Origin of the sequence: Streptomyces sp. Isolate_45, from assembly GCF_024721315.2 — a bacterium.
GTDB lineage: Bacteria > Actinomycetota > Actinomycetes > Streptomycetales > Streptomycetaceae > Streptomyces.
Genome location: NZ_JANFAK020000186.1, coordinates 1 through 14,519 on the forward strand (window position 1 = coordinate 1; position 14,519 = coordinate 14,519).

Sequence of the window (14,519 nt, forward strand, 5' to 3'; positions counted from 1 at the left end):
GGCCCCCGGGGGGGCGCCCCCCCGCGCCGCCCCCCCCCCCCGCGCCCCCCCCGCCCCCCCCCCCCCCCCCCCCCCCCGCCCCCCCCCCCCCCCCCCCCCCCCCCCCCCCCCCCGGACGGTCACCCGGGTGGCGGGTCAGCCGAGGGTGACGTTGTCGACGGCCCAGAACCAGTTGTTGTTGCCGCTGTAGCGGAACCGGATCTGGACGTCGGTGGCGCCGGCCGGGACCTGGAGGGGGATCGTCTCGGCCTTGGCGAGGGCGTCGGCGGTGTAGTTCTTCACGACGGTGGGGGCGGCTCCGTTGTAGGAGACGAGGACCTGTGCCGTCTGGCCCGCCTCGTGGCGGTAGTGCGACTGGAAGGCGAGGGTGCGGGTGGCGCCGCCGGTGACGGCCCACCGGGGGGTGATCAGGGTGGAGTCGAAGCTGCCGGTGTGGGTCTTGTCGTCCCACTCGTCGGAGTCGGCGACGGCGAACACGTCACGGGAGCGGACGTTCAGCTCGCGCCACTGGTCGCGCTGCGCCTGGGTCCAGAACTCGTCGGTGGCGAAGGTCCAGCCGGACCACTCGGTGATGCCGCCGGTGCCCATCCTCGAATTGTCGACGGCCCAGCCGGTGGGCGGGGTCCGGGTGAAGCCCTTGGTGCCGGCGGGGATGCCGGTCTCGTCGACGCGGGCCTGGAGGGCGGGGCGCAGCGTGTCGAAGGCGTCGTTGTCGGGGGTGTTCAGGGGTACGCCGTCCAGGCCGGTGGTCGCGACGCCGACCTGGGCGAGGGCGGTCGCCGCGACGTCGGCGAGGCGTACGTCGTCGCGTACGGAGCCGGCGGGGATCCCGGCGCCCTTGGCGATGACGAAGGTGCCGCGCTCGGCGATGGTGGAGCCGCCGTGGCCGCCGGTGGTGGTGTGTCCGTGGTCGGTGGTGACCAGGATCTTCCACTTCTCCTGGGCGTAGGTGGGGCGCTGCTGGACCGCGGTGAGGAGTTGGCCGACGAGGACGTCGACGCGGGCGACGGTGTCGAGGTAGGTCTGGCTGCCGGCGCCGGAGGAGTGGCCGGCCGCGTCGATCTCGCCGAGGTAGACGAAGGCGGCGTCCGGGTTCCCGGTGCGCAGTTCCGTGGCGGCCGCCGCGGCGATCTTCGGGTCCTCGTTGCGGTAGCCGTCGCGGTCGCCCTTGAGGGAGAGCCGCTTGTCGACCTTCGTGGAGAAGATCGGGCCGTTCTGGTCGGTGGAGGTGATGGGCTCCCAGTCCGCCGCCGCGTAGGTGTTGAGCGCGGGCTTGGCGTTCTCGATGCGGGTGAGGAAGTCGGGGTGGGCCGTGTAGTTCTTGCCGGTGAAGGAGTTGTCCTTCACGCCGTGCTTGTCGGGCCACACGCCGGTCGCGATCGTGGACCAGCCGGGGCCGGAGGACGTGGCGCCCATCGGGTTGGCGTAGAGGGTGCTGTGGGCAGTCAGGCCCTGGGCCATGAGGCCCTTGAGGTGGGGGGCGTCGGCGGCTTTGACGCGGTCGAGGACCGCACCGTCGAGGCCGATGACGAGGACTTTGTCGGTGTTGGCCGCCTTCGCCGCCGCGGTCGCGGTGGGCGCGCCGAGGGCGGTGGCGAGCAGGGCGGTGGCGGTGGCCGCGACGGCGAGGGCGCGACCGGACAGGGCAGGGGACACGTACTCCTCCAGGAGCAAGTGGGCATGGTGAGCAGGTGGGCACTGCGGACATGCGCCGGGTCCGGACCGAGGGTGCGGCCTTCGGTCCAGACCCGTTATGCGAGCGTCACTCTTCCGGGCGGGGGTGGCCAGGAAGTAACCGGTCAGCTTCCGGTTGCCGACTTCCACGCGTCGACGTAGGCGGTGAGGTTCGTGTCGATGTCGGCCCAGTCGGGTTCGAAGACCTCGACGCCCGTCATCAGCTTGGTGAGTTCGACGGCGTTGGCGTCGGTCGGCTTGACGTCGGTGCGTGCGGGGAATCCGCCGCCGACGCCGCTGACGAGCTTCTGGGCCTCCTCGCCGAGCATGAAGTCGAGGAGCTTCTTGCCGTTCTCGGCGTGCGGGGCCTTGTCGAGGAGGCCGGCCGCGTAGGGCAGGGCGAAGGTGGTGGGCCTGCCGCCGTCCTTCGCCGGGAACCATATCCCCAGGTTCGGCATGGACTTGGACTGCGCGAAGTTCATCTGGACGTCGCCGTTGGCGACGAGCAGTTCGCCCTTGTCGGTCTTGGGCGCGAGCTTGCTGGTGGATGAGGACGGACCGACGTTGTTGGCCTGGAGCTTCTTGAGGTACTCCATGGCGGGTTCCTTGCCGCCGAAGTCGTGCATCGCCTTGATGAGGACGGCGGTGCCGTCGCCCGCGACGCCGGGGGTGGAGTACTGGAGCTTGCCCTTGTACTTGGGGTCGAGGAGCTCCTCCCAGGTCTTGGGGGCCGCGGCGAGTTCCTTCTTGTTGTGGATGAATCCGAAGTAGTTGTTGACGACGGACGTCCACTTGCCGTCGGCGGCCTTGTTCGCGCCGTTGACCTGCTCGGAGCCCTGCGGCTTGTACGCCTGGAGCAGGCCCTTGCCGTCGGCCTGTTGGATGAAGGGGGGCAGGGTGACGAGTACGTCGGCCTGGGTGTTGGTCTTCTCCCGGACGGCGCGCTGCACCATCTCGCCGGAGCCGCCCTCGACGTACTTGACCTCGATGCCGGTCTTCTTGGTGAACTCGGCGAAGACCTTGTCGTACCAGCCGTCGCCCTTGTCGCTCTTGAGGCCGTCGGCGCTGTAGACGGTGACGACCTTGTCCCCCTCGGCGGAGGAGCCGGCGCCGCAGGCGGTGAGGGCGCAGGTGAGGACGAGGCTGCCGGTGACGGCCGCGGCGACGCGCGGGAGGGTGCGGTTGCTGGGCATGGAACTTCCTTACGGGGAAGGGGAGCCGGGGATCAGCGGTACGAGGCTTTGGTGCGGATGCGGGAGACGGCCAGCAGCACCAGCAGGGTGGTGGCCATCAGGACCACGGCGACGGCGGAGCCGCCGAAGAGCGAGCCGCGGTCGGTGGCGGTGAAGATCCGGACCGGTAGGGGCGTCCAGTCCGGCGGGTAGAGCATCATCGTGGCGCTCAGTTCGCCCATCGAAAGGGCGAAGCAGAGCCCGGCGGCCGAGGTGAGGGACGGCAGCAGCAGGGGCAGCCTGACCCGCCACAGGACGTACGCGGGGCGGGCTCCGAGGGAGGCCGCGGCCTGTTCGTAGGCGGGGTCGAGGCGGACGAGCGCGGCCGAGACGGACTGGTACGCGAAGGCCGTCACGAGCACGGTGTGGGCCAGGACCACGATGGAGCCCGTGCCGTTGAGCAGCAGCGGGGGCTTGCTGAACGCGACCAGTACGGCGAGGCCGACGACCACGGACGGCACGGCGACGGGCAGCATGAACAGGGCGTCCAGGCAACGCCTTTCGCGCTTCTTGAGTCCGGCGGCGGCCAGCGCCGCCCACGTCCCGACGATGAGTGCGAGCAGGCTCGCGACGAGGGCGGTGAGCAGCGAGGTGGTCAGAGCCCGGAGGGATTCGCCGCGCACGGCGGAGGCGTAGTTCTCGGTGGTCGGGCCGGAGGGGAAGGCGCCGGACCAGTGGGTCGAGAAGGACGCGGCGACCACCACGAGCAACGGCAGGGCGAAGAGGGGCAGGAAGAGCAGGCCGAACAGGGCCCAGGCGGCCCGGCGGCCGGTCCGGCTATGCACCAGCACGCTTGCTCACCACCCGGTAGAGGCCGAACAGGCCGACGGAGATCGCGATGTTGACGACGGCGACCACGCAGGCTGCCGAGTAGTCGGATTCGAGGATCGCCTTGCCGTAGATGAGCATCGGGAGCGTCGTGACGTCCTTGGCTCCGGTGAACAGCACGATCCCGAACTCGTTGAGGCACATGACGAGGACGAGGCTGCCGCCGGCGGCGAGGGCCGGCAGGGCCTCGGGCAGGATGACCCGCCGGACGATCCGGGCCGGCTTCGCCCCGAGGGAGGACGCCACTTCGAGCTGGGCGGTGTCCAGTTGGGAGAAGGCGGCGAGCAGCGGGCGCATCACGAACGGCGTGAAGTAGGTGATCTCCGCGAGCAGGACGCCCCAGGGGGTCGCCAGGAAGCGGAAGGGGCCCTCGGCGGCACCGGTCAGGTCGGTCCAGGCCCCGTTGGCCATGCCCACCGTCCCGTAGATGAAGAGGAGGGCGAGGGTGACGAGGAAGGAGGGGAAGGAGAGGAAGACGTCGATGAACTTGGCGACGGCCTTGGAGCCGGGGAACGGTACGAAGGCGATGACCAGGGCGAGGGCGAAGCCGAGGACGAGGCAGCCGACGGTGGCGCCGACGGCCAGCCACACCGTGGTGCCGAGGGCCTCGTGGAAGCCCCGGGAGGCGAACACGGAGGCGTAGGCGTCGAGGGCGCCGCCGCCGTTCTCGGGGGTGAACGACTGCCGCACGACGAGCGTGAGGGGGTAGAGGAAGACCACCGCGAGCACGGCCACCGGCGGCACTGCCCACATCCGGGCCGGGAGCGTGCGCGGGCGCCGGGCGGGCGGGGTGTGCGGCGGGTCGGGCTCGGCGGCCCGTACGGCTCGGGCCGGCAGGGTCGCGGCGGCGGGTTCGCGCAGGTTCCCGGCGAGTTCAGCCATCGGAGACCCCCGCCGACAGCAGGACCGCGTCGCGCGGCTCGAAGTGCAGGGTCACCGCGTCGCCCAGCGCCGGGGTCTCGCGCAGTTCGGGCAGGTCGGCCTTGACGCGGTGGCCGTCGACGTCCACGTACAGGCGGTGCGTGGAGCCCCGCCACTGGACCTCGGTGATGGTGCCGCGCAGGGCGTTGGGGCCCTCGCCGAGGCCGATCAGGTGCGGTCGTACGCACAGCGTGGCGCGGGCGCCGGGTGCGGCGCCGCCGCGGTCCAGCTCCAGGCCGCGGCCCTCGAACACGGCGCCGCCGTCGGCCACCGTCACCGGCAGCAGGTTGGCGTTGCCGACGAAGGAGGCGGTGAACTCGGTGCGCGGGGAGCGGTACAGCTCCTGCGGGGTCCCGCAGTCCTGGAGCCGGGCGCGGTCCATGACGGCGATCCGGTCGGCCAGGGTGAGGGCCTCCACCTGGTCGTGCGTGACGTACAGGATGGACACGTCGGGCAGTTCGCGGTGCAGTCGGGCCAGTTCGGCGAGCATTCCGGAGCGCAGCTGCGCGTCGAGCGCGGAGAGCGGCTCGTCGAGCAGGAGCACGGCGGGGCGGATGGCGAGCGCCCGGGCGATGGCCACCCGCTGCTGCTGGCCGCCCGACAGCTCGCGCGGGTAGCGGGTGGCGTAGGCGCCCATGCCGGTCATCTCCAGGGCCTCGGCGACCCGGTCCCGGATCCCGGCCCTGGGGGCCTTGCGCGCCTTGAGGCCGAAGGCGACGTTCTCCGCGACCCGCATGTGCGGGAACAGCGCGTACTGCTGGACGACCATGCCGATGCCGCGCTTGTGCGGGGGCAGCGCGGTGACGTCCCGGCCGCCGATCAGGATCCGGCCGGCGGCGGGGCGTACGAACCCGGCGACCGCGCGCAGCGCCGTGGTCTTGCCGGAGCCCGAGGGCCCCAGCAGGGCCATGACCTCGCCCGGCTCGACGGTCAGGTCGAGGGAGTCCAGGACGGTGTTCCCGGCGTAGGCGACCGAGACGGACTCGAAGCGGATGCCGCTCACGCCCCGGACTCCCGTTCCAGCAGCCCGGGGAGCTCGGCGACGGAGCCGAGGACGTGGGTGGCGCCGTTGCCGGTCAGCGTCGCCCGGTCGTGGGCGCCGGTGAGGACCCCGGCGACGATGCCCGCGCCGGCGCGGAGGCCGCTGAGCACGTCGTACGCCGTGTCGCCGACGACGACCGCGTCCCGTACGTCGGCCACGGCGCCGGTGCGCAGGAACGCGGTCAGCACCATGTCCGGGTAGGGCCGGCCGCGGCCGCCCGCGTCGGCGGGGCACAGGGTGAGGTCGGCGAGGTCCTGCCAGCCGAGGGCGTCGAGGATGGCGTCCTGCGTGACGCGGGCGAAGCCGGTGGTGAGGACGACGGCGCGGCCGTCGGCGCGGAGCCTTTCGACGGCCTCGCGGGCGCCGGGGATCGGGGCGATGAGGCCGCCGTCGACGAGTTCCCCGTAGGCCTGCTCGAAGGCGGAGTTGGCGCGGCGGGCGAGTTCCTCCGTGCCGAAGAGGTGGCGGAAGACCGAGATCTTCGACTCGCCCATGGTGTCGCGCACGTACTGGAGCTTGGCGGTGTGGTCGGCGCTGCCGGGTACGACGCCGAGGGTTTCGGCGGCGCGTTCGAAGGCGCGCTCGACGAGGCCGCCGTCGGCGACGGTGGTGCCGGCCATGTCGAGGACGATCAGCTTGTTGGCATCGGTCATGTCGGTCACCAGCCCAGTTCGTTCGCGGTGGTCTCGGCGATGGCGGGCGAGCAGGTCATCCCGCGCCCGCCGGGTCCGGTCACCAGCCACACGCCGTCGGCCACCTGTTGGCGGTGGACGACGCGGGTGGTGTCGGTGCACTGGGCGTAGACGCCCGCCCAGCGGTGTCGGATCCTCGGCAGCGGTCGGCCCAGGAAGGACTCGGCCACGGCGGTGACGTGTTCGTAGGGGTCTTCGAGGGTGTCGAAGGCGAAGGGGTGCTCGTATTCGTGGGTGTCGCCGATGGTCAGTCCGCCGTCCCTGCGCTGGACCATCAGCAGCTGCATCGCGTGCGCGGCGGCGACCGGCTCCTGGGGCTGCCCGGCGTTGAGTTCGTCGAGCGCCGGGGACGCGTAGGCGGGGTAGTAGCGGAAGCTGTCGGCGTCGGCGACGGAGGTGGTCAGGGCCTCGCCGAGCGGGGCCGTCTGCATCATCTGCAGCCGGACCCGGCGCACCGGCAGGTCGGGGACCAGCTCGCGGACGAGGCCGGACAGCCAGGCGCCGGTGGCGAGGACGACGGCGTCACCGCGGTGCACGTCGCCGTGGTCGTCGCGGACGGCGCCCGCGCCGACGACCTCGCGGACCTCGCGGCCGGGGAGGAAGGTGTGGCGGCCGGTTGCCCGGAGGGCTTCGCGCAGGTGGAGCTGCGCGGTGCGCGGCTCGACGGCCGCGTCCCGCTCGCACCACAGGGCCGCCTCGAAGTCCCCGCGCAGGGCCGGGTTGATCCCGCGCGCCTCGGCGGCGGTGACCAGCCCGTAGCCGCGGGCCGCGGCGTCGGGGCGGGCCACGGCCGCCTCCGCCACCGCGTGTTCGCGGGCGTTGCGGACGGGGGTGAGGGAACCGATCGCGCGGAAGCCCAGTCCGGGCACCTCCGCGCCGATCCGCTCCCAGAGCTCGCGGGCCCTCAGGGCGGTTGCGAGTTCCTCGCCCCCGGCCCGTCCGCTGACCCAGATCTGGCCGAAATTGCGCAGTGACGCGCCGCGTGCCTCCGCTTCCCGTTCGATCTGGACGACCTCGTGGCCGCGTTCGACTGCTTGCCAGGCGTGCATGGTGCCGACCACGCCGCCTCCGACGACTATGACTCTCACGCCGTCCAAGGTGGCGGCGGCCGGTGGCCCGGGAGGGTCCGGTCGACGACGGGCCGGTGAACAGCCCTCGACGGTTGGACCAGACCCGTTACCGTTCCGTGATGTCAAGTCGCCCGTTTTGGATCGATTGCCGGGTATCGAAGGTGTGCGCCGTGCGCTATTCGGGGCGCAGGCGCGTCGTGAAGCTGAACCGGTCGCCACGGTAGAGCGAACGCACCCGCTCCAGCGGGCGGCCCTGCCCGTCCCGCGAGAACCGGTGGATGAGCAGCATCGGAAGGGCCGGCGGGGTGCCGATCAGCAGGGCTTCGCGGGGGGTGGCGAGGACGGTCTCCAGCTTCTCGTCGGCCTCGCCGAAGGCGATGCCGAGGCCGTCGCGGAGATACCCGTAGAAGGAGGAGTCGGGCTGGAAATCGACGTCGAGGCGGGGCGCGCGGGCGACCCTGATGTACGTGCTCTCCAGGCCGACGCGCTCGTCGTCGGCGAGCAGCACCCGCTCCAGGTGCCAGACCGGCTCGCCGCTCTCCGCGCCGATGCCGGCGGCGAGGCCGTCCGGGCAGGGGAAGCGCTCCAGGCCGATCAGGTTGCGGCCGGGGCGGCGGCCCTGCCGGCGCACCCCTTCGGTGTAGCTGGCGAGGGAGAGCGGCTGCTCCAGCTTGGGGCCGGCGACGACCGTACCGCGCCCCGACCGGCGGAGCCGGCCTTCCAGCAGCAGCTCGCGCAGGGCCTGCCGTACGGTCTCGCGGGACACCGCGTAGCGCTCCGCGAGATCGCGCTCGGTGGGGAGCGGGCCGCCTTCGCCGAGCTCGTCGAGCAGTTCGGCGATCAGCGCCTTGACGGCGTAGTACTTCGGGATCCGGCCGTGCTCGGGGATGCCCGAGCGCACGGGGCGGCCGGGGAGGTGCTGGTGCCGCTGGGTCTGTTCTTCCACGTGGGGACTGTACGTGGGGCAGATGTACGGAGATCGTCGCGCGCGGGACGACAGCGGCGGGCGCCGGCGGGGCGGGGGTCAGCGGGGGCGGGGGTCAGCGGGGGCGGGGCGCGCGGAACCGGCGGGCGCCCAGGAGCAGGCCGCCTCCGGTGGTGAGCGCGGCGAGGGCGCCGGCCCCGTACGCCCAGGGGCGGTCGCGGGGGCCGGTGTGCGCGAGGGAGCCCGCCTCGGCGGTGTCCTGCGGCCCCTCGACCTCGAACCTGTAGCCGCCGGCCTCCCCGACCCAGTCGCCGTCGTCGCCGTGATCGCCCTTGCGCTGGACGAGGGCGGCGTCCGCGACGACCTCGCCGTGGGGGGTCTCCTCGGCGAAGGCGAGCCGCACGGTGACGGTGATCGAACCGCCCGCGCCGACGGAGAACCCGGAGAAGGCGTCACCGCCGTCGAACACCGCGATGATCTCGTCGCGGTCGGTGCGTTCCAGGCTGACGGGGTGGGAGCCGCCCGGGGCGTCGAATTCCATCCGGAGGTGGGCGGGGCGCAGGGCCCGCGCCTTGTCCGTGAACACGACGACGGGGTGGATCGCCGTGCACGCGCCGCCGGTGGTGTTCGTCAGGTCCAACAGCCAGGTCTGCGCCCCGCCGCCGGCCCGGTAGACGGACGGGCCGCCGCGGATCCGGGCCCCGATGGGGAAGGCCGCGCCCTTGCCGTCCCCGCAGCTGGCCAGCGCGCGCGAGGGGAGCGCCGGGGCCGGGCGGGCGCCGCCGCCGGTGCCGATGTCCGCCGCGGCGGAGGGCGCGGCGGAGGCGAGGAGGACGGCGGTGAGGGCAAGGGCTTTGCGCAGTCGCATGGAAGACCTTCGCTGCTCGCCGGACGGGACGATGATAGGACGAGGCGACAATCACCCCGGTCTTGTCCGCACCCTTCCACGCGCGCGCGACCCCCTGCCGGGAGCCGCGCGTGAGCACTCCCGGTTTACGCCCGGATGGCGCACCGGGTCAAGTGCCGACCCGTTCCCGCACGTCAGCGGGGAGGGAGGCCGGATCGGGACGGGCGGACCGTCACCCACCGGCCGGGGGTGCGCCCGCGGGGTGGACGTACAGCGGGGTCAGGGCCAGTTCCGCGGCGCCCTCCGCGACGCCGCCCGGGGCCTGCGCCACCGTCGGCGGGGAAGTGTCGGTCAGGGGGCGCGCCGCCAGCGCGGCCCGGACCCCGGTGACGAACACGTCCGGATCGGCGTCCACGACCCGGCCGCCCAGCAGTACCCGGTCCACGTCGAGCAGGGCGACCAGGTTCGCCGCGCCCTCCCCCAGGATCCGGGCCGCTTCCGGCAGGTCCCCGCGGGCCACCGCGTCCAGGCAGAGCACCTCCAGGCAGCCCCGTCCCCCGCACCGGCAGGGCGGGCCGTCCAGCCGCAGCACCTGGTGCCCGAACTCCCCGGCCGCCGAGCGGGCGCCCCGGTAGATCTCGCCGTCCAGCCGCAGCCCGGCACCGAGCCCGGTGCCGACGTGCAGGTACACCGACGTGCCCGCGCCCGGCCCGCCCGGACCCCCGGTCGCGACGGCGGCGTTGGTGTCCTTGTCCAGCACCACCGGCAGCCCCAGCCGCCCCGCCAGCACCTCACGCAACGGGAATCCCGCCCAGTTCGGGAACCCGGTCACCCTCCCCAGCACCCCGCTGCGCCAGTCCAGCGGCCCCGGCGCGGCGACCCCCACCCCGACCAACGGCGGCGTCCCCGCGCGCCCGCAGACCCGTACGACGGCGTCCAGGACCGCGTCCACGACCGGCTCGGGGCCCGCACCGAAGTCCAGCGGGGCCCGCAGGCTCCCGACGACGCTCCCGGCGAGGTCGACCCGTACGGCCCGCAGTTCGTCGCGGTCCAGGTGGACGCCCACCGCGTGCCGGGCCCCGGGGACCAGCCGCATGAGCGTGCGCGGCTTGCCGCCGGTGGAGGGGCCCCGGCCGGCGTCGGCCACCAGGCCGTCCGCCGCGAGCCGGGCCGCGATCTTGCTGACGGCCTGCGGCGTGAGCCCGGCGCGGTCGGCGAGTTCGGCGCGGCCGAGGCCGGGCGGCCCGGCGGCGCGCAGCAGCCCCAGTAGTACCGCCTCGTTGTGCCCGCGCAGCGCCGGCAGGTTCACCCCGCCGCGACTGGCCCCGTCACCCCTGTTCACCTGGCCATTGTCCACCCTCCTTGCACTTGCGCAACACTGTTGCCAAAGTGGTTCCATGAACACCGCCTCCCCCACCGCCCCCCTGCGCGTCGCCCTCATCGGCTACGGACTCGCCGGTTCCGTGTTCCACGCCCCCCTCGTGACCGCGACCGAGGGGCTCGTCCTCGACACGGTCGTCACCTCCGACCCCGGCCGGCAGGGCCAGGTCCGCGAGGCCCACCCCGACGTCCGGATCGCCGCCTCCGCCGACGAGCTGTGGGCCCGCGCGGGCGGCGGGGACGCGCCGGACCTCGTCGTCATCGCGTCCCCCAACAAGACGCACGTCCCGCTCGCCACCGCCGCGCTCACGGCCGGCCTGCCCGTGGTCGTCGACAAGCCGCTCGCCGCCACCGCGGCCGAGGCCCGCGACCTCGCCGCCCTCGCCGACCGGACCGGCACCTTCCTCTCCGTCTTCCAGAACCGCCGCTGGGACAACGACTTCCTCACGCTGCGCCGGCTCCTCGACGGCGGCGACCTGGGCGAGGTCCTGCGCTTCGAGTCCCGCTTCGAGCGCTGGCGCCCGCAGCTCAAGGGCGGCTGGCGCGAGTCCGGCGCGCCGGAGGAGATCGGTGGCCTGCTGTACGACCTCGGCAGCCACGTCGTGGACCAGGCGCTCGTGCTGTTCGGCCCGGCCGTGCGCGTCTACGCGGAAGCGGACGTGCGGCGCCCGGGCGCGGAGGCGGACGACGACACCTTCATCGCGCTGACGCACGCGAACGGCGTCCGCTCGCACCTCCACGTCAGCGCGACCACGGCCCAGCTGGGACCGCGCTTCCGGGTCCTGGGCTCCCGCGCGGGCTACGTCAAGTACGGCCTGGACCCCCAGGAGGCCGCCCTGCGCGAGGGCCTGCGCCCCGGGGACGAGAGCCGACCGTGGGGCGAGGAGCCCGAGCACCTGTGGGGGCGGCTGGGTTCCGGCGAGTCCCCGCTGACCGGCGGCGGCCTTCCGGTGCGCACAGCGGCGGGCGACTACCCCGCGTACTACGCGGCGGTCGCGGCCGCACTGCGCTCGGGCGGTCCGGCCCCGGTCACCGCGCACGAGGCGGCGCGGTGCCTGGCGGTGCTGGAGGCGGCACGCCGGTCTTCGGCGGAGGGCGTCGCCGTGGACCTCTGATCGACCGCGCCGGACGTCCAACCGGCCGCCGCCGGGAGCGGGTTCGGCGTGAAATCGACGCTTCGGGAGAAGTGATCGACATATTCTTCACAAGCTGTCGATCATCACACGTGTGAAGAATGGAACTCAATCAGTGAAATTGCCCCGGATCGCAACCGTCGTGGCCACCGCCGCGATAGCCCCGGCCGTCCTGCTCGCCTCGCCCGCGTTCGCCGCGGACTCCGCCGCGTCGGCGAACGCGGGCTCCTCGTCGACCGCGACCGACGGGGCCGCTCAGCCCGCGACGCCGGCGAACCCCGCTCCGGGCGGCACGACGACCACCCCCGTCGAGAGCCCGGAGGCGGCCAAGGACCGGGCCGACATCCAGGAGATCCTCAAGGACCCGGCGACCGGCAAGGGGGTCCGCGCGGCCGCGGAGAAGGCCCTCAAGGGCTCGGCCGCGGACATGCGGCAGTTCGTGACGGTCGAGTGGCCGAAGCAGCAGCTGGAGGACGACCGCGTACGGGTCGCCGCGATCGGCGAGGCGGGCGGCCGGGCCGTGCGGGCGGCGGCCGACGAGACCCTCAAGGTGAACACCCGCGAGGCGATCACCGCGTTCCTGACGACCGGGCAGCACGAGGCCCGTTACAAGGACGACCTCGTCGAGATCACCCTCATGCTCAAGGGGGCCGGCGAGAACATCAAGAAGGCGGCCAACGAGCTGCTCTCCAAGGGCACGCGCGAGCAGGTCCGCGCGTTCGTCGCGACCGGCCAGCACACGGTCCGCGCGGAGGACGACCGGTTCGCGGCGCTGGACCTGGTGAAGGACGCCGGGCCGGGTCTGAAGAAGGGCATCATCAAGCTCCTCCAGGGCAACCCGAAGCCCGAGCAGCTGCGCGAGTTCATGAAGACCACGCAGCACGTGCTGCGTGACGACGACAACAAGGTCCTCATCTCGACGATGGTGGCGGAGTCCGGCCCGGAGCTGAAGAAGGCCGCCCTCGCCGCCCTCAAGGGCACCGCCGAGGACCGGGCCGCGTTCCTCAAGACCGGCCAGCACGAGGCGCGCGCCAAGGACAAGGCCACCGGGGGCCAGACCGGCGGCACCGGAACGACCGGCGGCACGGGGACGACGGGCAGCACGGGCACCACCGGCACCACCGGGACGACTGGCACGACCGGGACGACGGGCACGACCGGTACGACCGGTACCACCGGCACCACCGGGACCACCGGGACCACCGGCACGACCGGGACCACCGGGAACGGGAACGTGACCCCGGCGGGCAGCACCGCCTCCGGCCCGCTCGCGAACACGGGCGCCGGTTCCGAGAACGCCCTGATCGCGGGCGCGGCCGCCGCCACGCTCGCCGCGGGCGCCGGCCTGGTGATCGCCAACCGCCGTCGCCGCACGACGACCGAGGGCTGATCGGCACCACGTACGGGGACACGGAAGGGGCGGACCGCGACGGTCCGCCCCTTCGCCGTGCCGTGGGTCAGGCGCTCTTGAACTCCTGACGCTGGCGTCCGAGGCCCTCGATCTCCACCTCGACGACGTCACCGGCCCGCAGGAACGGCTTCGGCTCGGGCTGCCCGGCCGCCACGCCCGCCGGCGTGCCCGTGACGATGACGTCGCCCGGGTACAGGGTCATGAAGTGGCTCAGGTACCGCACGACCTCGCCGACCGCGAAGATCTGGTCGGAGGTGTGGCCGTCCTGCTTCAGCTCGCCGTTCACCCACAGCCGTACGTCCAGGACCTGCGGGTCCGGGATCTCGTCCGCGGTGACCAGCCAGGGGCCGAGCGGGGTGAAGGTCTCGCAGTTCTTGCCCTTGTCCCAGGTGCCGCCGCGCTCCGTCTGGAAGGCGCGCTCCGTGACGTCGTTCGCCAGCAGGTAGCCGGCGACGTGCGCGAGGCCCTCCTCGGCGGAGCCCAGGTAGCGGGCGGTGGCGCCGATGACGACGCCGAGCTCGGCCTCCCAGTCGGTCTTCACGCTGCCGCGCGGGATCAACACGGTGTCGTCCGGGCCGACCACGGTGTCCGGGGCCTTGAGGAAGACGATCGGCTCCGGCGGCGCCTCGGCGCCGACCTCGGCCGCGTGGCCGTGGTAGTTCAGCCCGATGCCCACGATCTTGCCGATGCGGCCGACCGGGGAGCCGACGCGCAGCCCCTCCGCGTCGAGCACCGGGAGCTCGCCCGCCGCCACGGCGTCCCGTACCCGGGACAGCGCGGAGTCGTCGGCGAGCAGGTCGCCGTCCACGTCCGTGATCAGGCCGGACAGATCACGCAGGGCGCCGTCCTGGTCGAGCAGCGCGGGGCGCTCCGACCCGACGGGTCCGACACGCAGCAGCTTCATGGGCATTCTCCCGTGGTCGTGGGTGGTCGGCCCGGGGCATGCCGGAGCCGGCCGATGGGTTGCGGCCATCGGAGGATTGGCTGATCCTCCAAGATGGCCGCCCAATCCGCAAGACCCTGTTCACGGACTGGAACGCCCCCTACCGCTCGCCCCCACCCACCGCCCGGCCGGCCGTGGCGACCGGGGCGGTCGGCGCGGCGCCCTCGCCGGCGGCCGCGGCCGCACGGTCCTTGCGGTGCTGGAGCCAGGCCCGCTCCGCGACGGACCAGGCGGTGGTGGTCAGCAGGTACAGCCCGGCGGCGAGCGGCACGACGGCAGCCGTGATCAGCGTCCCGAACGACAGCAGGGGCAGTACGCCGCCCAGCTTCCGCATCGCGGCCTGCTGCTCGGCGCTCAGCTCCACCACCGGCTTCGCCTGCGCCCCGGCCCTGGCGCCCCCCGCCCTGGCGCCCCCGGCCTT

General features: G+C 73.6%; 13 protein-coding genes and 1 pseudogene. 2 read left to right on the top strand and 12 right to left on the bottom strand.

Going from position 1 to position 14,519, the window contains the following annotated elements:
* Positions 1 to 135: 135 nt before the first annotated feature.
* The 10 genes from NOD94_RS35250 to NOD94_RS35295 form a co-directional block, all read right to left on the bottom strand.
* The gene (locus tag NOD94_RS35250; protein ID WP_281210299.1) at positions 136 to 1,674 is read right to left on the bottom strand and encodes an alkaline phosphatase family protein; all 1,539 of its coding nucleotides are present in this window, start codon (positions 1,672 to 1,674) and stop codon (positions 136 to 138) included.
* Positions 1,675 to 1,799: 125 nt separating this feature from the next.
* Positions 1,800 to 2,867 carry a 2-aminoethylphosphonate ABC transporter substrate-binding protein gene (locus tag NOD94_RS35255; protein ID WP_281210300.1) on the bottom strand — a complete coding sequence of 356 codons (1,068 nt, stop codon included), beginning with the start codon at positions 2,865 to 2,867 and terminating at the stop codon, positions 1,800 to 1,802.
* 32 nt (positions 2,868 to 2,899) lie between these two features.
* A complete protein-coding gene (locus tag NOD94_RS35260) occupies positions 2,900 to 3,697 on the bottom strand; it encodes an ABC transporter permease subunit (RefSeq protein ID WP_281210301.1) in 798 nt (265 codons plus the stop codon).
* Complete coding sequence (locus tag NOD94_RS35265; RefSeq protein WP_281210302.1) at positions 3,684 to 4,616, bottom strand: 2-aminoethylphosphonate ABC transporter permease subunit; 933 nt, start codon at positions 4,614 to 4,616, stop codon at positions 3,684 to 3,686. Before NOD94_RS35265 ends, NOD94_RS35260 begins: the two co-directional genes overlap by 14 nt.
* On the bottom strand, positions 4,609 to 5,658 hold the full coding sequence (locus NOD94_RS35270; RefSeq protein ID WP_281210303.1) for an ABC transporter ATP-binding protein: 1,050 nt from the start codon (positions 5,656 to 5,658) through the stop codon (positions 4,609 to 4,611). The genes NOD94_RS35265 and NOD94_RS35270 overlap by 8 nt, the downstream gene beginning before the upstream one ends.
* On the bottom strand, positions 5,655 to 6,350 hold the full coding sequence (locus tag NOD94_RS35275; protein ID WP_281210304.1) for a phosphonatase-like hydrolase: 696 nt from the start codon (positions 6,348 to 6,350) through the stop codon (positions 5,655 to 5,657). The genes NOD94_RS35270 and NOD94_RS35275 overlap by 4 nt, the downstream gene beginning before the upstream one ends.
* A gap of 5 nt (positions 6,351 to 6,355) precedes the next feature.
* On the bottom strand, positions 6,356 to 7,477 hold the full coding sequence (locus tag NOD94_RS35280; RefSeq protein WP_281210305.1) for a TIGR03364 family FAD-dependent oxidoreductase: 1,122 nt from the start codon (positions 7,475 to 7,477) through the stop codon (positions 6,356 to 6,358).
* A gap of 157 nt (positions 7,478 to 7,634) precedes the next feature.
* Entirely contained in the window at positions 7,635 to 8,405 is a 771-nt protein-coding gene (locus NOD94_RS35285) for a GntR family transcriptional regulator (protein WP_281210306.1), read from the bottom strand.
* Between the two features lie 94 nt (positions 8,406 to 8,499).
* Positions 8,500 to 9,252 (bottom strand): hypothetical protein, encoded by a 753-nt coding sequence (locus tag NOD94_RS35290; protein ID WP_281210307.1) that lies wholly within the window; start codon positions 9,250 to 9,252, stop codon positions 8,500 to 8,502.
* Positions 9,253 to 9,463: 211 nt separating this feature from the next.
* The gene (locus tag NOD94_RS35295) at positions 9,464 to 10,573 is read right to left on the bottom strand and encodes an ROK family transcriptional regulator (RefSeq protein ID WP_281210308.1); all 1,110 of its coding nucleotides are present in this window, start codon (positions 10,571 to 10,573) and stop codon (positions 9,464 to 9,466) included.
* Between the two features lie 55 nt (positions 10,574 to 10,628).
* Between NOD94_RS35295 and NOD94_RS35300 the strand changes: the two genes are divergently transcribed.
* A complete protein-coding gene (locus NOD94_RS35300; RefSeq protein WP_281210309.1) occupies positions 10,629 to 11,726 on the top strand; it encodes a Gfo/Idh/MocA family oxidoreductase in 1,098 nt (365 codons plus the stop codon).
* Between the two features lie 139 nt (positions 11,727 to 11,865).
* Entirely contained in the window at positions 11,866 to 13,134 is a 1,269-nt protein-coding gene (locus NOD94_RS35305) for an ALF repeat-containing protein (protein WP_281210310.1), read from the top strand.
* Between the two features lie 67 nt (positions 13,135 to 13,201).
* Here NOD94_RS35305 and NOD94_RS35310 read toward each other — a convergent pair whose 3' ends face one another.
* Positions 13,202 to 14,059, bottom strand: coding sequence for a fumarylacetoacetate hydrolase family protein (locus NOD94_RS35310; protein WP_281210311.1), 858 nt, complete (start codon positions 14,057 to 14,059; stop codon positions 13,202 to 13,204).
* A 139-nt stretch (positions 14,060 to 14,198) separates the two neighbouring features.
* Positions 14,199 to 14,519: pseudogene (locus NOD94_RS35315) on the bottom strand (hypothetical protein); the annotation flags it as partial.

Excerpts from the sequence above, each read along its gene's own strand:
- NOD94_RS35255 (WP_281210300.1), bottom strand. The coding sequence starts at position 2,867 with ATGCCCAGCAACCGCACCCTCCCGCGCGTCGCCGCGGCCGTCACCGGC.
- NOD94_RS35265 (WP_281210302.1), bottom strand. The coding sequence starts at position 4,616 with ATGGCTGAACTCGCCGGGAACCTGCGCGAACCCGCCGCCGCGACCCTG.
- NOD94_RS35275 (WP_281210304.1), bottom strand. The coding sequence starts at position 6,350 with ATGACCGATGCCAACAAGCTGATCGTCCTCGACATGGCCGGCACCACC.
- NOD94_RS35290 (WP_281210307.1), bottom strand. The coding sequence starts at position 9,252 with ATGCGACTGCGCAAAGCCCTTGCCCTCACCGCCGTCCTCCTCGCCTCC.
- NOD94_RS35300 (WP_281210309.1), top strand. The coding sequence starts at position 10,629 with ATGAACACCGCCTCCCCCACCGCCCCCCTGCGCGTCGCCCTCATCGGC.
- NOD94_RS35310 (WP_281210311.1), bottom strand. The coding sequence starts at position 14,059 with ATGAAGCTGCTGCGTGTCGGACCCGTCGGGTCGGAGCGCCCCGCGCTG.